Source organism: Bradyrhizobium sp. RDM12, from assembly GCF_051917485.1.
Classification (GTDB): Bacteria; Pseudomonadota; Alphaproteobacteria; order Rhizobiales; family Xanthobacteraceae; genus Bradyrhizobium.
On sequence record NZ_CM133064.1, the window covers coordinates 1,163,413 to 1,180,287 of the forward strand.

Annotated in this window: 14 protein-coding genes and 5 pseudogenes; 7 read left to right on the forward strand and 12 right to left on the reverse strand. The window is 64.5% G+C overall.

Annotated elements, in window-relative coordinates:
* Positions 1–31 precede the first annotated feature (31 nt).
* The gene (locus tag ACTGJ9_RS05455; RefSeq protein ID WP_456676236.1) at positions 32–2,422 is read left to right on the forward strand and encodes a heavy metal translocating P-type ATPase; all 2,391 of its coding nucleotides are present in this window, start codon (positions 32–34) and stop codon (positions 2,420–2,422) included.
* Positions 2,423–2,561: 139 nt separating this feature from the next.
* A complete protein-coding gene (nikR, locus tag ACTGJ9_RS05460) occupies positions 2,562–3,008 on the forward strand; it encodes a nickel-responsive transcriptional regulator NikR (RefSeq protein ID WP_456676237.1) in 447 nt (148 codons plus the stop codon).
* A 233-nt stretch (positions 3,009–3,241) separates the two neighbouring features.
* Here the strand turns inward: nikR and ACTGJ9_RS05465 are convergent, their stop codons facing one another.
* Together ACTGJ9_RS05465 and ACTGJ9_RS05470 are read right to left on the reverse strand one after the other, a co-directional pair.
* Positions 3,242–3,370: a hypothetical protein gene (locus ACTGJ9_RS05465; RefSeq protein WP_456676238.1), complete on the reverse strand. Its 129-nt coding sequence runs from the start codon at positions 3,368–3,370 to the stop codon at positions 3,242–3,244.
* On the reverse strand, positions 3,354–3,581 hold the full coding sequence (locus ACTGJ9_RS05470) for a hypothetical protein (protein WP_456676239.1): 228 nt from the start codon (positions 3,579–3,581) through the stop codon (positions 3,354–3,356). The genes ACTGJ9_RS05465 and ACTGJ9_RS05470 overlap by 17 nt, the downstream gene beginning before the upstream one ends.
* A gap of 238 nt (positions 3,582–3,819) precedes the next feature.
* On the opposite strand from ACTGJ9_RS05470, the gene ACTGJ9_RS05475 reads away from it, so the two are divergent.
* Positions 3,820–4,560 (forward strand): sulfate transporter family protein, encoded by a 741-nt coding sequence (locus ACTGJ9_RS05475; protein ID WP_456676240.1) that lies wholly within the window; start codon positions 3,820–3,822, stop codon positions 4,558–4,560.
* Positions 4,561–4,574: 14 nt separating this feature from the next.
* Here the strand turns inward: ACTGJ9_RS05475 and ACTGJ9_RS05480 are convergent.
* Positions 4,575–4,738: pseudogene (locus ACTGJ9_RS05480) on the reverse strand (HlyD family secretion protein); the annotation flags it as partial.
* 110 nt (positions 4,739–4,848) lie between these two features.
* Positions 4,849–5,630, reverse strand: a pseudogene (nth, locus tag ACTGJ9_RS05485) (endonuclease III).
* A gap of 22 nt (positions 5,631–5,652) precedes the next feature.
* Between nth and ACTGJ9_RS05490 the strand changes: the two are divergent.
* Positions 5,653–6,186 (forward strand): DUF2244 domain-containing protein, encoded by a 534-nt coding sequence (locus ACTGJ9_RS05490; protein WP_456676241.1) that lies wholly within the window; start codon positions 5,653–5,655, stop codon positions 6,184–6,186.
* A gap of 54 nt (positions 6,187–6,240) precedes the next feature.
* Positions 6,241–7,137 (forward strand): methylated-DNA--[protein]-cysteine S-methyltransferase, encoded by an 897-nt coding sequence (locus tag ACTGJ9_RS05495; RefSeq protein WP_456676242.1) that lies wholly within the window; start codon positions 6,241–6,243, stop codon positions 7,135–7,137.
* 71 nt (positions 7,138–7,208) lie between these two features.
* Here ACTGJ9_RS05495 and ACTGJ9_RS05500 read toward each other — a convergent pair.
* The 8 genes and pseudogenes from ACTGJ9_RS05500 to dnaK all read right to left on the reverse strand — a co-directional run bounded on the left by ACTGJ9_RS05500 (position 7,209) and on the right by dnaK (position 14,638).
* Positions 7,209–7,831: pseudogene (locus ACTGJ9_RS05500) on the reverse strand (2,3-bisphosphoglycerate-dependent phosphoglycerate mutase).
* Between the two features lie 85 nt (positions 7,832–7,916).
* On the reverse strand, positions 7,917–8,732 hold the full coding sequence (gene dapB / locus ACTGJ9_RS05505; RefSeq protein ID WP_456676243.1) for a 4-hydroxy-tetrahydrodipicolinate reductase: 816 nt from the start codon (positions 8,730–8,732) through the stop codon (positions 7,917–7,919).
* Positions 8,733–8,964: 232 nt separating this feature from the next.
* Positions 8,965–9,276, reverse strand: a complete 312-nt coding sequence (locus ACTGJ9_RS05510; protein ID WP_456676244.1) for a DUF1330 domain-containing protein — start codon at positions 9,274–9,276, stop codon at positions 8,965–8,967.
* A 23-nt stretch (positions 9,277–9,299) separates the two neighbouring features.
* Positions 9,300–10,008, reverse strand: a pseudogene (gene pyrF, locus ACTGJ9_RS05515) (orotidine-5'-phosphate decarboxylase).
* A 6-nt stretch (positions 10,009–10,014) separates the two neighbouring features.
* Positions 10,015–10,593, reverse strand: a complete 579-nt coding sequence (locus ACTGJ9_RS05520) for an NADPH-dependent FMN reductase (RefSeq protein ID WP_456676245.1) — start codon at positions 10,591–10,593, stop codon at positions 10,015–10,017.
* Between the two features lie 57 nt (positions 10,594–10,650).
* Positions 10,651–11,249: pseudogene (locus tag ACTGJ9_RS05525) on the reverse strand (class I SAM-dependent methyltransferase).
* Between the two features lie 93 nt (positions 11,250–11,342).
* Positions 11,343–12,479 (reverse strand): molecular chaperone DnaJ, encoded by a 1,137-nt coding sequence (gene dnaJ / locus ACTGJ9_RS05530; protein ID WP_456676246.1) that lies wholly within the window; start codon positions 12,477–12,479, stop codon positions 11,343–11,345.
* A gap of 257 nt (positions 12,480–12,736) precedes the next feature.
* Positions 12,737–14,638: a molecular chaperone DnaK gene (gene dnaK / locus ACTGJ9_RS05535; protein WP_456676247.1), complete on the reverse strand. Its 1,902-nt coding sequence runs from the start codon at positions 14,636–14,638 to the stop codon at positions 12,737–12,739.
* A gap of 412 nt (positions 14,639–15,050) precedes the next feature.
* On the opposite strand from dnaK, the gene ACTGJ9_RS05540 reads away from it, so the two are divergent.
* Complete coding sequence (locus ACTGJ9_RS05540; protein WP_456676248.1) at positions 15,051–15,992, forward strand: hypothetical protein; 942 nt, start codon at positions 15,051–15,053, stop codon at positions 15,990–15,992.
* 118 nt (positions 15,993–16,110) lie between these two features.
* Positions 16,111–16,833: a bifunctional nicotinamidase/pyrazinamidase gene (pncA, locus tag ACTGJ9_RS05545; RefSeq protein WP_456676249.1), complete on the forward strand. Its 723-nt coding sequence runs from the start codon at positions 16,111–16,113 to the stop codon at positions 16,831–16,833.
* Positions 16,834–16,875 lie beyond the last annotated feature (42 nt).

Here is a 16,875-nt window from a genome sequence, read left to right on the forward strand (position 1 = left end):
CAGGTATGGGTTACAAGAGCCGAGTGCAGGAATGAACGACGCGGACCACAACCATCATCACCACGGCGACACGCATTCCAGATGCTGCGGCGGCCAAGGCGATCATGCTGACCATGACCGTGGCGGAGCCGCACCAAAAGTCCTCGACCCCATTTGCGGCATGACGGTCGATCCCGCGACCTCAAAGCACCGCTTCGAGCATCAGGGCGAAACATTCCATTTCTGCTCGGCCGGGTGCCGCACCAAATTCGCGGCCGATCCGGCCAAATATCTCGCCAAAGAGAAAACGCCCGAGCTGGAGATGCCGGCGGGCACGGTCTACACCTGCCCGATGCATCCGGAGATCCGCCAGGTCGGCCCCGGCAGCTGCCCGATCTGCGGCATGGCGCTGGAGCCGGAGGTCGCGAGCCTGGAGACCGGGCCCAATCCGGAGCTCGCCGACATGACGCGGCGGTTCTGGATCGGTGGCGCGCTGGCGCTGCCGCCTGTGGTGCTGGAGATGGGCGGACACCTCGCCGGTCCGCACAACTGGATCGAGCCGGTGCTGTCGAACTGGATCCAGCTCGTCTTCGCGACCCCAGTGGTGCTCTGGGCCGGCTGGCCGTTCCTGGTGCGCGGCTGGCAGTCGCTGCTGACGCGCAACCTCAACATGTTCACGCTGGTCGCGATGGGCACGGGAGTAGCCTATGTTTACAGCCTGATCGGCACCATCGCGCCGCAGATTTTCCCCACCACCTTCCGCGGCCATGAGGGCGCGGTCGCCGTCTATTTCGAAGCAGCCGCGGTCATCACCGTCCTGGTTTTGCTCGGCCAGGTCCTGGAGCTGCGGGCCCGCGATGCCACCTCGGGCGCGATCAAGGCGCTGTTGCAGCTCGCGCCAAAGACCGCACGGCGCGTCGAGCCTGATGGCAGCGAGCATGAGGTCGAAATCGATTCTCTGCACGCCGGCGATTCCTTGCGCGTACGTCCCGGCGAAAAAGTGCCGGTCGACGGCGTCATCCTCGAAGGCCGCTCCTCGCTCGATGAATCGCTCGTCACAGGCGAATCCATGCCCGTCACCAAGGAGGTCGGTGCAAAGGTCATCGCCGGCACGCTCAATCAGTCCGGCAGCTTCATCATGCGCGCCGACAAGGTCGGCCGCGAGACGCTGCTGTCGCAGATCGTGCAGATGGTCGCCGATGCACAACGCTCGCGCGCGCCGATCCAGCGGCTGGCGGACCGGGTCGCCGGCTGGTTCGTACCGACCGTGATCGCCGTCGCAGTCACCGCCTTCGTCGCTTGGGCCTGGTTCGGCCCGGAGCCGAGGCTCGCCTTCGGCCTCGTCGCCGCCGTCAGCGTCCTGATCATCGCCTGCCCCTGTGCGCTGGGCCTGGCGACCCCGATGTCGATCATGGTCGGCGTCGGCCGCGGCGCGCAAGCCGGTGTTCTCATCAAGAACGCCGAGGCGCTGGAGCGGATGGAGACAATCGACACGCTGGTGGTCGACAAGACCGGCACGCTGACCGAAGGCAAGCCGAAAGTGGTCGCGATCGTACCCGCGACCGGCTTTGCCGAGGATGACATCCTTCGGCTTGCAGCCAGCGTCGAGCGCGCCAGCGAGCATCCGCTCGCCGATGCCATCATGCGCGCCGCGAAAGAGAAAGAGCTCACTCTCGGCCAGGTCGAGCAATTCGATTCGCCGACGGGCAAGGGCGCGACCGGCAAGGTCGATGGCAAGACAATCGTGCTCGGCAACGCCAAGTACCTGACATCGATCGGCATCGACATAAATGCGCTTGGCGCGGGGGCGGAACGCCTGCGCGGCGACGGCGCCACCGTCATCAACATGGCGATCGACGGCAAGCTCGCCGGACTGTTCGCCATCGCCGATCCGGTCAAGGCTTCGACCCCTGATGCGCTAAGGGCGCTCGCGGCCGAAGGCATCAAGGTGATCATGCTGACCGGCGACAACCGCACCACGGCCGAAGCCGTCGCGCGAAGGCTCGGCATCGCCGACGTCGAAGCCGAGGTGCTGCCGGACCAGAAGAGCGCGGTGGTGACGAAGCTGCAAAAGGCCGGCCGCGGCGTCGCGATGGCCGGCGACGGTGTCAACGATGCACCGGCGCTGGCCGCGGCCGAGGTCGGTATTGCCATGGGCACCGGCACTGACGTGGCGATGGAAAGCGCGGGCATCACCCTGCTCAAGGGCGACCTCACCGGCATCGTCCGCGCCCGAAAGCTGTCGCAGGCGACGATGAGCAACATCCGGCAGAACCTGTTCTTCGCCTTCATCTACAACGCCGCCGGCATTCCGATTGCGGCCGGCATTCTCTATCCCGCCTTCGGTGTGCTGCTGTCGCCGATCATCGCGGCCGCGGCGATGGCGCTGTCGTCGGTGAGTGTGGTCGGCAATGCCCTGCGGCTGCGCGCGACGCGGCTGTGAACAGCTAAAAACCGCGTAGCCCGGATGGAGCGAAGCGAAATCCGGGTTCTGCTATCATATCGGCACTGCCCAGGATTGCGCTGCGCTCCATCCGGGCTACGGTTCAACGCCCACGGGCGAGGCGCGCGGAGAGGACCTGATGCAGCGGATTACGATCACGATCGAGGACGATTTGCTGGCGGAGATCGATGCCGCAGCCGAAGCGCGCGGCTACCAGAACCGCTCAGAGATCATTCGCGACCTCGCCCGCGCCGGACTGCAGCAATCGAGCAAGGACACGGCGCAGAGCGGCGCTTGCGTCGCCGGCCTCGTCTATGTCTACGACCACGCCGCGCGCGATCTCTCAAAACGGCTGGTGCAGGAATTCCACGGCCATCACGACCTCGCGCTGGCGACCCTGCACGTCCATCTCGACGACAATAATTGCATGGAGATGACCGCGCTGCGCGGCGACGCCGCCGAGGTCAGGCACTTTGCCGATCACATCATCGCGGAGCGTGGCGTCCGTTATGGACGTGTGGTGATGATCCCGACGGGAGAGAGCAAGCCGGCGAAGGTGCGGAAGCACGGGCATCGGCACGACTGACGGCGTCATCGGCGTGTTCAGCCTGATCACCGTGACGATGCTGCTCGTGGTGATCGCAATGGCGCTGAACGGTCCGAACGTGCGCGGCAAGGCGCTGGACACGGTGTGATCCTCAGCTCCCTCCGCACGTTATTGCGAGCGCAGCGAAGCAATCCAGTCTGCCTTCGCGGGAGACTCTGGATTGCTTCGTCGCAAGGGCTCCTCGCAATGACGGAGGAGAGAGTTGCTCTAACTCAGGCAGCCAGCAAATCCTGCAGCGCCGCGCCGTCGGGAACGCCGAGACCGGAGCAGGCGTCCCAGCCCGGGCCGGCCTTGTACATGCCGTGCAGCGAGCCGGTGATGTCGTTATTGCGTGACGTCACGGAACACGCCTTGCGCATGCGAGGCGTAGATCAGCGGATTGATGAAGCCGACCGTCTCGCCGAACTTCTTGGTCGTGGCCTCGTTGATGCGGGCGATCAGTCCGGCCATGAGCGGCGCAACTGCGCTGGTGCCGCCGATCGTGGTCATGACGCCATTGAGGAAGATCTGGTAGCCGGTCGCGGGATCTGCATCGCCGGAAACGTCGGGCACGCCACGGCCGCTCCGGCCCGCGGGAGTCCCTCATGGTGAGGAGCGCGGCGCGCGCGTCTCGAACCATGAAGGCCCGGCTGTCACCTCCGGGGTCTCTATCCTTCGAGACGCTTGCTACGCAAGCTCCTCTCAGGATGAGGAGCGAGAGTGCTTATGACGCAATCAGAGCAGGTCAGCCTCTCTTGCCGAAGCGACCCGGGGTGTCTACTTCTCGCGGGTGGTTTCGTGAGAGGTTCCCATGCTGGATGCCGCCGTCAAGGCGCTGTCGCAAATGATATCGTCGCCGATGCGCTCGATCCTGTGGCGATCGATCGGGCTTGCACTGGTGCTGATCATCGTGCTCGCGATCGGATTGCAGCGGCTGCTGAGCTGGTTCGCGACCTATGGCGAGGTCTGGCTGGAGGGCCTGCTCGGGCCTGGCTGGCACTCGTCGCTGGAGGTGTTCGCCTGGATCATCTCGATCGCGGCCGGTCTTGGCGTCGTGTTCGGCAGCGTCTTTCTGATGCCGGCGATCACCTCGCTGGTGGCGAGCTTCTTCGTCGACGACGTCGCCGATATCGTCGAGCGCGAATATTATCCTGCCGAGCGGCCGGGCGCGGCGCTGCCGTTCAACCAGGCGATCCTCGAGGGCATCAAGACCGCGCTGCTGACGATCGTGGTCTATCTGATCGCGCTGCCGTTCGTGTTCCTGGCCGGCGCAGGGTTCCTGATCTTCTTCCTCGCCGCCGCGTGGCTGTTGGGCCGTGAATATTTCGAGCTCGCCGCGATGCGCTTCCGTTCGCCGGAGGACGCCAAGGCAATGCGGCGCGACAATGCAGCAACGATCTTCACCGCGGGCCTCTTCATCGCAGCCTTCGTCTCGATCCCGGTCGTCAATCTGGCGACGCCGATCTTTGCCATGGCCTTCATGGTCCACATGCACAAGCGGCTGTCCGGACGGCGGCCCGAGCTGATTGAGCCGGCGCGGCAGGTGCGGTGAGGATCTAACTGTCAATCACAAGAACGGTCCGAGGTCTTTGCCTGAGCGATGGTTTCATGTTGCAGCGCGACCTGGTTGGCGAGATTGACGAGCACGTTTGCGCGGCGGCCACGGCCGCCTCGGACTGCGCGACCTGGGCCTGGTAATCGGCGGGATCGATCTGGATCAGGAGTTCGCCGGTCGCTGAGTTGACTTGGGTGGAGGAGCCGTTGTGGCGGCCGGCGACGGCGAAACTTGTTCCTGCTGACTCACGATAGTCCCCCAAACCACCTCGCCCGAATGCCATGCTCAGACCGTCTTCTCCGGCCACCGGCAAAGATCGTTGATCAGGCATACCTCGCAACGAGGCTTGCGCGCGAGGCAAGTATAGCGGCCGTGCAGGATCAGCCAATGATGGGCATGCAGCATGAATTCGGCCGGGATCACCTTTTCGAGACCAAGCTCGACTTCGAGCGGCGTCTTGCCGGGCGCGAGCCCCGTGCGGTTGCCGACGCGGAAAACATGCGTGTCGACCGCCATGGTGCGCTCGCCGAAGGCCATGTTGAGCACGACGTTGGCGGTCTTGCGCCCCGCACCCGGCAGCGATTCGATCTCGGCACGCGTGCGTGGCACCTCGCCGCCGAAATCGCTGAGCAGTTTTGCCGATAGCGCGATCACGTTCCTGGCCTTGGTGCGGTAGAGGCCGATGGTCTTGATGTAGTCGCGCAGGCGTTCTTCGCCGAGATCGAGCATCTTCTGCGGCGTATCCGCGACCGCGAACAAGGCGCGCGTCGCCTTGTTGACCCCGGCATCGGTCGCCTGCGCCGACAGCACCACGGCAACCAGCAGCGTGAACGGATTGAGGTGCTCGAGCTCGCCTTTCGGCTCGGGATTGGCTTTGCGAAAGCGGCTGAAAACCTCATGAACTTCGGCCGCCGTCCAGGGTTTGATAGCCTTGAGCGTTTTTTGGCCGACGCCGATTTCTTAGATGATTTCTTGGCGGAAGATTTGGGCTTCGCGCTGGCTGCCTTTGCCTTTTTCTCCGGCACCGCGGTTCTGCGCGGGGCCGGCTTGCGGGTGATTTTCGCCATGATCGGGATATACTGAGGGACGATGAGCACAGGCAACGAAATTGAGCGCCAAGATCTCGAAGGTCATGCCGAGCAGCAGATATTCTCCGCGCTGCTGACGCCGCATCGCTCGCTGAACCGTACCGGCTTTCTCGCCGTGATGCTGTTCCTGAGCGTGGTCAGCTTCGTTACCGGCATTGTCTTCCTGATGAAGGGCGCCTGGCCGGTGTTCGGCTTTTTCGGCCTCGACATCCTGGTGATCTGGTGGGCCTTCAAGGTCAATTTCCGCACTGCGCGGGCGCGCGAGGAGATCACGGTCACGACCACCGAATTGCGCGTGCGGCGCGTCAGCCATCGCGGCCAGGTCGCAGAATGGACCTTCAACCCGCTCTGGGTCCGCCTCGACACGGAAGTCGACGAGGATTTTGGCATCGAGCATCTCTACCTGATCTCGCGCGGCCACCAGATTCAGATCGCCCGCTTTCTCGGACCGGACGAAAAGGCAAGTTTCTACAAGGGCTTGATTGAGGCGCTGAATGCGGCCAAGCGCGGCCCGACCTACAATCCGGTCACCTGATCACGGTCGGAAATCGGGTGGTTTAGGACCCCCGCCAAGCCTACATTTCCGGTCATGATGACACTCGCCATACATGACCAGCGCCTGGCCAGGCCGGGCTCCCAGAATGCCGCGCTGCGCGATTATGATTCCGTGCGCCGGGCGATCGCCTTCATCTCGGAGAAATGGCGCGCGCAGCCGACCATCGAGGCGATGGCGGATGCGGCCGGCGTCACGCCGGATGAACTACACCATCTGTTCCGCCGCTGGGCTTCGATCACGCCGAAGGCCTTTATGCAGGCGCTCACCCTCGACCACGCCAAGGGATTGCTGCGGGACTCCGCGAGCATCCTCGACGCCGCGCTCGACTCAGGCCTCTCGGGGCCGGGCCGGCTGCACGATCTCTTCGTCACCCACGAAGCGATGTCGCCGGGCGAATGGAAGAACGGCGGCGCGGGCCTCACCTTGCGCTACGGCTTCCATCCCTCGCCGTTCGGCACCGCGATCGTGATTGCCACCGATCGCGGCCTGTCAGGTTTAGCCTTCGCCGATCCCGGCGAGGAGAAGGCTGCGCTTGCCGACATGACACGGCGCTGGCCGAACGCAACTTACATCGAGGATCACGAAGGCACTGCGCCGCTGGCACAACGCATCTTCGACACAAAGCTGTGGCGGCCGGATCAGCCGCTGCGGGTGGTGATGATCGGCACCGATTTCGAGGTGCGGGTGTGGGAGACGCTGTTGAAGGTTCCGATGGGCCGCGCGGTGTCGTATTCCGACATCGCCTGCAACATCAAGAGCCCCAAAGCCTCGCGCGCCGTCGGCGCGGCCGTCGGCAAGAACCCGGTGTCCTTCGTCGTGCCGTGCCATCGCGCGCTCGGCAAGAGCGGCACGCTCACCGGCTATCATTGGGGCATCACCCGCAAGCAGGCGATGCTGGGCTGGGAAGCCGGGCAGCTGGGGATGCAGTAGAACTACAAGCACACTGCCGGTGGGCACGCTGCGCTTTGCCCACCCTACGAGATCTACAATTTTCGCGAGATCTAGCCCGCCAGATCCAGCTTCGACGCCACCGTCGAATCCGCGTTGAGGCGATAGATGATCGGCGCACCCGTCGCGAGCTCGCGCTTCAAGATGCCTTCGGGTGACAGCTTCTCCAGCACCATGATCAGCGCGCGCAGCGAGTTGCCGTGAGCGGCAACAAGCGTGCGCTTGCCGTTAAGCACGCCGGGCAGGATTTCCTGCACATAATACGGCAGCGCCCGCGCCAGCGTATCCTTGAGGCTTTCGCCGCCGGGCGGCGGCACGTCATAGGAGCGGCGCCAGATCAGCACCTGGTCCTCGCCCCATTTCTTGCGCGCGTCGTCCTTGTTGAGGCCGAGAGATCGCCATAGTCGCGCTCGTTCAGCGCCAGGTTCTTCGAGGTCGGCAGCCCCTTCTGATCGAGCTCGCCGAGAATGAGATCGAGCGTGTGCTGCGCGCGCGTGAGCACCGAGGTGTAGGCGACGTCGAACACGAGGCCTTGCGCCTTCAGCTTGCGCCCGGCTTCCGAGGCTTCCTTCACGCCGAGCTCGGTGAGGTCAGGATCCTTCCAGCCGGTGAACAGGTTCTTCAGATTCCATTCGCTCTGGCCGTGCCGCACCAGCACGAGAAGACGTTCGCTCATTGACTGCTTTCCGTTCCAGTTAATGTTCGAGCATGATCTTGTCGGAAAACCGCTTCACGCTTTTCCGGATCATGCTCGCGTTCGTTCAGATGTCTGCAAGACCGAGCACATCGGCCATGGAGTAGTGTCCCGGCTTCTTGCCATGCGCCCACAGCGCCGCCTTGAGCGCTCCGTGCGCGAACAGCATGCGGTCCTCGGCGAGATGCGACAGCGTCAGGCGCTCGAACGGGCCGAGGAAGGTCACGCTGTGCTCGCCGGCGACGGTGCCACCGCGCAGGGAGGCAAAGCCGATCGCGCCCGGCTTGCGCGCGCCGGTGATGCCGTCGCGGCCGCGTTCCGCATTTTCCTCGAGCGAGATGCCGCGGCCGGCCGCTGCAGCCTGGCCCAGCATCAGCGCGGTCCCGGAGGGCGCATCGATCTTCATGCGGTGATGTGCCTCGACGATCTCGATATCAAAATTCTCGTCGAGCGCCTTGGCGACGCGCTTGACCACGGCGGCAAGCAGATTGACGCCCAGGCTCATATTGCCCGATTGCACCACGACCGCGCGGCTGGTGACGCTCTTGATCACCGCGTTGTCCGAGGCAGAAAGCCCGGTGGTGCCGATGACATGGACGAACCCGCGCTCGGCTGCGATTGCGACATTGGCGATGGTGGCCGCGGGCACGGTGAAATCCAGAATGCCGTCGGCCTCCTTCGACATCGCCCAGAGATCGGCGGACACCTTGATGCCGTTGGCGGGCAAGCCGGCAAGCACGCCGGCATCCTTGCCGAGCAGCTCCGAGCCCGGCGCCTCCAGCGCGCCAGCCAGCACCGCGCCTTTGCTGTCGGCAATCGCCCGCGTCAGGGCACGGCCCATCCGGCCGCCGGCTCCAGCAACAATCAAGCGCATGTCTGACATGGTGCGATCCTCTCAGGGCCGTTGTAGCGGCGGGATGCAGTTCCGGCAACCGAGGGGGATCAGGGCAGGTCGCCTGCGGCCATTCTTCGAGACACCCGCCTATGGCGGGCCCTCGGGTTGAGATCGCGGTTCGCGGCGAGATATCAGTCCCTCATGGTGAGGAGCCCGCCAAAGCGGGCGTCTCGAACGATGCAGGCCGAGCACCTCGGCGAGGATAAGAGAAGATCGAACCTCAACCGTCCGACGGCTGCGGGCCGTCATAGCCCTCGATGATGATGAGGTCGGCGATCGCGTGCGGCTGGCGCACCTTGATGTTGGCCTGGTATTCCGGCGAGTTGTAGCAGGCGATCGCGGTCTGGTAGTCCGGGAATTCGATCACGACGTTGCGGCTGCGGCTGGCACCTTCGACAGTGGTGAACTTGCCGGCGCGGACGACGAAGCGGCCACCCCATTTCTTGAAAATGGGGCCGTTGGCGACGGCGTAGGGTTTGTAGCCCTCGTCACTGCTGACGTCGACGCGTCCGATCCAGTAGCCTTTTGCCATTGTTCTTCTCCCTGTGTTGTTGGTCAGCCGAGCGCCTGCGCGATTTCGGCCTGGATGGCGTCCGCGATTGCCTTGGGATCCGTGGCTTCCACCACCGGGCGCCCAACGACGAGGTAATCGGCACCCGCGGCGATTGCGCGTCCGGGTGTCATGATGCGTTTCTGGTCGCCAGTTGCCGAACCCGCCGGGCGAATGCCGGGAGTGACGAGATGCATCTGGCGGCCGACGATCTTGCGCAAGGCTCCGACTTCCTCGGGCGACGACACGAGGCCATCGATGCCGAGCAGCTGTGCCCTGCGCGCGCGCTTCGACGAGCTCGGAGATGCCGAGCCGGTAGCCGGCCGCGTGCAGATCATCCTCATTGTACGAGGTCAGCACCGTGACGGCGAGGAGCTTCAGCTTGGAGCTGCCGCGGCCTTCGACGGCGCCCTTCATGGTCTGCGGATAGGCGTGCACGGTGAGGAAGGTCGCGCCCAACTTCGTGATGCTCTCGACGCCCTGCGTCACCGTGTTGCCGATGTCGTGCAGCTTGAGATCGAGAAAGACCTTCTTGCCCTTGTCGGCGAGCTTGGCGACCAGCGGCAAGCCGCCGGCATAAGCGAGGCGATAGCCGATCTTGTAGAAGGTGACGCTGTCGCCGAGCCTTGCGATCATCGCCTCCGCGGCATCGACGCTGGACAAGTCGAGCGCAACAATCAGGCGGTCCTTCGGGGCGATTTCGGCTGGCGTCATGTCACCTCACATCATGCGTTGGGAAACGTCGATCAACTGCCGCACCAACTCCTTCAACGAAGCGATATCGCCCTCGTTCTTCAGCCTGTCCATATCGTCATAGGCCTGGTCGGCAAAGCCGAGCGTGAGCTGGCTGGCAATCACATTGGCGTGGCAGGAGGTCAGGATCAGCCGCAACGCCTGCAGCGCGCGGGCGGCGCCAAGGCGGCTCTGCGAAGCGCCGGCAAGCGCGAAGGTGCGGTTGCGGAACACGTCGCCGCGCGCCTCTTGGAGCTCATGCACGCGGCTGACCCAGTCGATCGCGTTCTTCAGCAGCGGCGGCACCGAGGCGTTGTATTCGGGCGAAACGATCAGCACGCCATGATGCGCGCCGATCATGCGCTTGAGATTGATCGCGTGCTTGGGCACGCCCGACTTGGCCTGGAGATCGCCGTCGTAGATCGGCAGCGGAAAATCGGCAAGCGAGATGCGGGTGACGTCGACGCCGGCCCGGGCGAATTCATAGGCGGCAACCGCCGCCAGCTTCGCATTGTGCGAGCCGGTGCGGAGCGAGCCGGGAATGACCAGGATCTTCGGGGCTGACATCCAATCCAATGCGTTCGGCGAAACGAGCCCGCCGCGCATGAGAGAAAGGCGGCGGATTTAGTCCTTGCGATACACCCAGACGCGGGCCGGCGGAAGGTTCATCCAGATCCGTTCCGAGGCCTCTGTGGACACGCCGGGCAGCGCTTTCGGGATCGGCGGCACCACCGCATAGGTGAACTGGACGAAGGGCGCGCCGGGCGCGAGCGCCGTGAAGGCGTCGCGAATGAGCCGCAGCCGCGTCAGCATCGGTTTTGTGACGAGCGGCAGGCCGGAGACGACCGCGGAGGCCGGCGCGCTCAGCACGTTCCAGAGCGTGTCGCGCAGGCGATAGGCATCGCCCTGCACCACCTTGGCCTGCGGATAGCGGTCGCGCAAAAGCGCGCAGAAGCCGGGATTGTATTCGACGAGGACGAGGCGCTTCTGGTCGACGCCGCGCTCGACCAGCGCCGACGTGATGGCGCCGGTGCCGGGCCCGAGCTCGACCACCGGAGCGTCCGAATTGACGTCGACGTAGTGAGCCATGGTCGGGCCAGCAGCTTGCCCGACGGCATCACCGCGCCCATGTGGAGGGGCTTTTCGATCCACGACCTTAGAAAGCGCACCTCGTCATCAAGACGGGGCTTCTTCAACGCACGCGCGGACGACGGCAATGGCATGTCTGGACCGGACGGGACGAGACCGCGTGACCGCGGCATGTCAGAAAATGGTCACAAAGACGTATAGGCCGAAACCGATACGGTCAAGACGGCTCAATTCGCCCGATTGCCGAAGAAATCCTTGACCTTGGCGAAGAAGCCCTCGGATTCCGGCTGGGTGTTGCCGGAGGAGAGCTTGTCGAACTCGGCCAGTAATTCCTGCTGCTTCCTGGTGAGGTTCTGCGGGGTCTCGACCACGACCTGGACGTACATGTCGCCCATCTGGCGCGAGCGCAGCACCGGCATGCCCTTTGATGCAATGCGGAATCGGCGCGCGGACTGGGTTCCGGCGGGGACCTTCACCTTGGCCTTGCCCTTGTCGATGGTCGGCACCTCGAATTCACCGCCGAGCGCTGCGGTCACCATCGAGATCGGCACACGGCAATGCAGATCGGCGCCGTCGCGCTGGAAGAACTGGTGCTGGGCCAGCGACAGGAAGATGTAGAGGTCACCGGGCGGGCCGCCACGGACGCCGGCCTCGCCTTCGCCGGCGAGCCTGATCCTGGTGCCGTCCTCCACGCCCTGGGGGATGTTGACCGACAAATTCCGCTCGCGGGTCACGCGGCCCTGGCCCGAACAGGACGGGCAGGCATCCTCGATCATCTGGCCGCGGCCCTGGCAGCCGGGGCAGGTGCGTTCGAGGGTGAAGAAGCCTTGCGACTGCCGCACGCGGCCGGCGCCGCCGCAGGTCGAGCAGGTCTTGGGCTTGGTGCCGGCCTTGGCGCCGATGCCCGAGCAGGCCTCGCAGGTGACCGAGACCGGAATCTCGATCTGCGCGGTCTTGCCGCCAAAGGCTTCCTCGAGGGTGATTTCCATGTTGTAGCGCAGGTCCGCGCCACGCTCGCGGCCGCCACGGCCGCGCTGCCCGGCCATGCCGAACAGATCCTCAAAGATGTCAGAGAAGGAGGAGGCGAAGCCCGCGCCGAAACCGGCACCGCCGCCGCCAGGACCGCCCTGCTCGAAAGCGGCATGGCCGAAGCGGTCATAGGCCGCGCGCTTGTCCTTGTCCTTCAGGATCTCGTAGGCCTCGTTGATTTCCTTGAACTTGACCTCGCTGCTGTCATCCCCGGGATTGCGGTCGGGGTGGAATTTCATCGCCAGCTTGCGAAAGGACGACTTCAACTTGGATTCGTCGGCGTCACGTTCGACTTCGAGAGTTTCGTAGTAGCAGCGTTTGGTGGACGTGGACATGCTGAACTCGGTCTATCCAATCGCGATTCAAGTCGGGGCGAAGCAACGTTGCCACGCGACGATATAGGCGCGCGCCCGCCTTCCGGCAGAGGGCAGCACGGCAGCGTTGAGCATAATGGCTGGGAATTGATCGATCGTAACGGAGCCGACTGCAAAAGTCTTGGCCCGTCGAGCCCGACACGACGGCCTCCCCCTTGAGAGGGGAGGCCGGTGCAGCGTGTGGGGTCCAAGCCGTCCGCATCATGACCCTCTCGGGCTTAGGCGGACTTCTTGTTGTTCTTGTCGTCGTCGACCTCGGTGAATTCCGCGTCGACGACGTCGTCCTTCGCAGCGTCCTTGGCCGCGTCGGCCTCGGCCTGCTGCTTGTACATGGCCTCGCCGAGCTTCATCGACGCCTGGGCCAACGTGTTGGTCTTGGCCTTGATCGCCTCGGCATCGCTGCCCTTCAGCGCTTCCTTGAGGTCGCTGACGGCGTCCTCGATGGCACGGCGCTCGGTCTCGGCGACCTTCGAACCATGCTCGGCCAGTGCCTTCTCGGTGGAGTGCACCAGCGCATCGGCATGATTCTTGGCGTCGACCGCCTCGCGGCGCTGCTTGTCGGCCGCGGCATTGGCCTCGGCGTCCTTGACCATCTTATCGATGTCGGCTTCCGACAGACCGCCGGAGGCCTGGATGCGGATCTGCTGTTCCTTCGCAGTCGCCTTGTCCTTGGCCGAGACGTTGACGATGCCGTTGGCGTCGATGTCGAACGTCACCTCGATCTGCGGCATGCCGCGCGGAGCCGGCGGAATGCCCATCAGGTCGAACTGGCCGAGCATCTTGTTGTCGGCCGCCATTTCACGCTCGCCCTGGAAGACGCGGATGGTGACCGCGTTCTGGTTATCCTCGGCGGTCGAGAACACCTGGCTCTTCTTGGTCGGGATCGTGGTGTTGCGGTCGATGATGCGGGTAAACACGCCGCCCAGCGTCTCGATGCCCAGCGACAGCGGGGTCACGTCGAGCAGCAGCACGTCCTTGACATCGCCCTGGAGCACGCCGGCCTGGATCGCGGCACCGATCGCCACGACTTCGTCCGGGTTGACGCCCTTGTGCGGCTCCTTGCCGAACAGCTGCTTCACGACTTCCTGGACCTTCGGCATGCGTGACATGCCGCCGACCAGAACGACTTCGCCGATCTCACCGGCAGTGACGCCGGCGTCCTTCAGCGCCTTGCGGCAGGGCTCGACGGTCTTCTGGACGAGGTCGTCGACCAGCGCTTCGAACTTGGCGCGGGTGAGCTTCATCGTCAGATGCTTCGGGCCGGTCTGGTCCGCGGTGATGAACGGCAGGTTGATCTCGGTCTGCGTCGTCGACGACAGCTCGATCTTGGCCTTTTCAGCGGCTTCCTTCAGGCGCTGCAACGCGAGCTTGTCGTTGCGCAGGTTGATGCCCTGCTCCTTCTGGAACTCGTCGGCCAGATAGCCCACGAGGCGCATGTCGAAATCTTCGCCGCCGAGGAAGGTGTCGCCGTTGGTCGACTTCACCTCGAACACGCCGTCGCCGATTTCGAGAATGGAAATATCGAACGTGCCGCCGCCGAGGTCGTACACTGCGATCGTGCCGGCCTTGGTCTTGTCCAGGCCATAGGCCAGCGCGGCCGCGGTCGGCTCGTTGATGATGCGCAGCACTTCGAGGCCCGCGATCTTGCCGGCGTCCTTGGTGGCCTGGCGCTGGGCGTCGTTGAAGTAAGCGGGAACGGTGATGACCGCCTGGTCGACCTTCTGGCCGAGATGAGCTTCCGCGGTCTCCTTCATCTTCTGCAAGATGAACGCCGAGACCTGCGAGGGCGAGTAGGTCTGGCCGTCGGCCTCGACCCAGGCGTCGCCGTTGGAAGCCTTCACGATCTTGTACGGAACGAGCTTCTTGTCCTTCTCGACCATCGGGTCGTCGTAGCGGCGGCCGATGAGGCGCTTCACTGCGAAGAACGTACGCTCCGGATTGGTCACCGCCTGGCGCTTGGCAGGCTGGCCGACGAGGCGCTCACCGTCGTCCGTCACGGCGACGATCGAAGGCGTCGTGCGCATGCCTTCGGAATTCTCGATGACTTTGGCGTTCTTGCCATCCATTACGGCGACGCACGAATTCGTGGTGCCGAGGTCGATCCCAATGACCTTTCCCATGGTCCTGATATCCTTGTTTTTGCGGCAGGTTGGCTGGGCCCAGAAGGCACCCGAACCGAAACCCCCTAAGATCAAACATTCGCGATATTGCGATGGTTGACGCTCATATAGGAGGGGGGGAGGGGCCCGCAAGGACCGAACCGCAAGTTTCGGCCGTGAAAACATTGGGTTTTAGAAGATCATATCTAGGCCTCTCCGCCCTTGCGGGTGGGGAAATATTAACAGGTTCGGCCATCTGCCAGCCCCGCCGCCGTGACTGACCCGGCCCTGTTACCGGCGCGCCAAACCCGCTAAAAGGCCGACCTGCCGGACAGCCTCGTCATGGGCTGCTTCTCATTGGGCTGCTTCGCGCGACAAAGCCGCCCAACCGCCGACCATCGAACGGCCCCAATGTGAACCAATCAGAGTGCCCATGAAGCTGACCCGCCCCCTCGCCGCGCTCGCCCTGCTCGTCGCCACAGCTCTTCCGGCGCTCGCCGCCGACGCCGTCTACCCGCCAGGCCTGCGCCTCGGCATGGTGCCGCTGGTTGGGCTGAACACGGCCAAGACCTTTCCTGGCTTCGAGAGCGAAGACGGCAGCGTCAAGGTGCTGATCACCGAGCTGCCGCCGGCGGCCTATGGCGAGGTCGTGGGCGCCTTCAACGCCAATCCGGCCGGCAGCAACGGCGTCAAGCCGGACAAGATCGAGACGCCCGCGGGCCTTGCCTATTTCACCACCGAGAGCGGCAAGGCCGGCACGACCCCGGTGAAGCGCTATTCGATGATCGTGCCGGGCGCCGGCTTCTCCGGCTACGTCGCCGTGCAGGTGCCCGAGAACGCGTCGAAGATCTACACCGATGAGGCGGTGCGGCAGATGTTTGCGACCGCCGTGACCCGCAAGGAGGTGTCGGCTGACGAGCAGATCGGGCTGATGCCGTTCAAGATCACCGATCTCGCCAGCTTCAAGGACATCCGCACGCTGGTCCCGGGCTCGAGCATCATCCTGGCCGACGGCAACGAGAGCTCGGGCTATGAATCGAAGCCGTTCATGGTCCTCGGCCTGATCGGCGCGACGCCGCAACAGGCTGACGACCGCGCCCGCTTTGCCCAGGAGGCGGCGCTCCAGATCCCCGGCCTGCGCGAGTCCCGCGTCACCATGTCGGAGCCGATCCGCATCAACGGCCAGCCGGGCTTCGAGACCCGGATCGACGGCGTCAGCGGCAAGGACAAGACGCCTGTGACCGTGGTGCAATGGATCCGCTTCGCGCCCGGCGGTGCTTCGCTCCGCATCATCGCCAGCGCGCCGCGCGACCAGTGGGCGGACGCCTTCACCCGCTTCCGCGCCGTGCGCGATGGCATCCAGCCCAAGGGCTAGTTTCTTGGGGCTGGAAGCCCAACCGCTCGCCAACGCCGGCTGCATTTTCGGGCTTTTGTTCGTACACGAACGGAACTAGGCTTCCCTCCACTGGATCACGTTTGAGGGGAGGCGGACGATGCTTAATCGACGACAGATCTTGACGGCGCTGGGGACCACGGCGCTCGCGGGCCTCGCTCCCACTGCGCTCTTCGCGGCGGCCACGATCAAGCCGGACGACGCGTCCGCGCTGCTCGTGATCGACGTGCAAAATTGTTTCCTGCCCGGCGGCAGCCTTGCGGTGAAGGAAGGCGAGCAGGTCGTGCCTGTGATCAACAAGATGGCGAAAGCGTTCTCGAACGTGGTGATGACGCAGGACTGGCATACGCCCGGCCACGTCTCGTTCGCTTCGGTGCATTCCGGCAAGAAGCCGTTCGAGACCATCGACCTGCCCTATGGCAAGCAGGTGCTGTGGCCCGACCATTGCGTGCAGGGCACCGACGGCGCCTCGCTGTCGAAGGATCTTTCGATCCCGCAGGCCGAGCTCATCATCCGCAAGGGCTTTCACAAGGACGTCGACAGCTATTCGGCGTTCCTCGAAGCCGACGGCAAGACCTCGACCGGGCTTGCCGGCTATCTCAAGGGCCGCAAGATCAAGCGCGTCTTCGTTGCCGGTCTTGCAACGGATTTCTGCGTCGCCTGGACCGCGCTCGATGCGCGCAAGGCGGGTTTTGAGGTCTATGTGGTGGAAGACGCCTGCCGCGGCATCGACAATCAGGGCTCGCTCGCGAAGGCCTGGGCCGATATGGCCAAGGCCGGCGTGAAGCGGATTCAGTCTGCGGATATCGCGGCGAGCGCGTAAGCGGCAGGTAAAACTGCAAGACCCTCATCCTGAGAGTCTGAC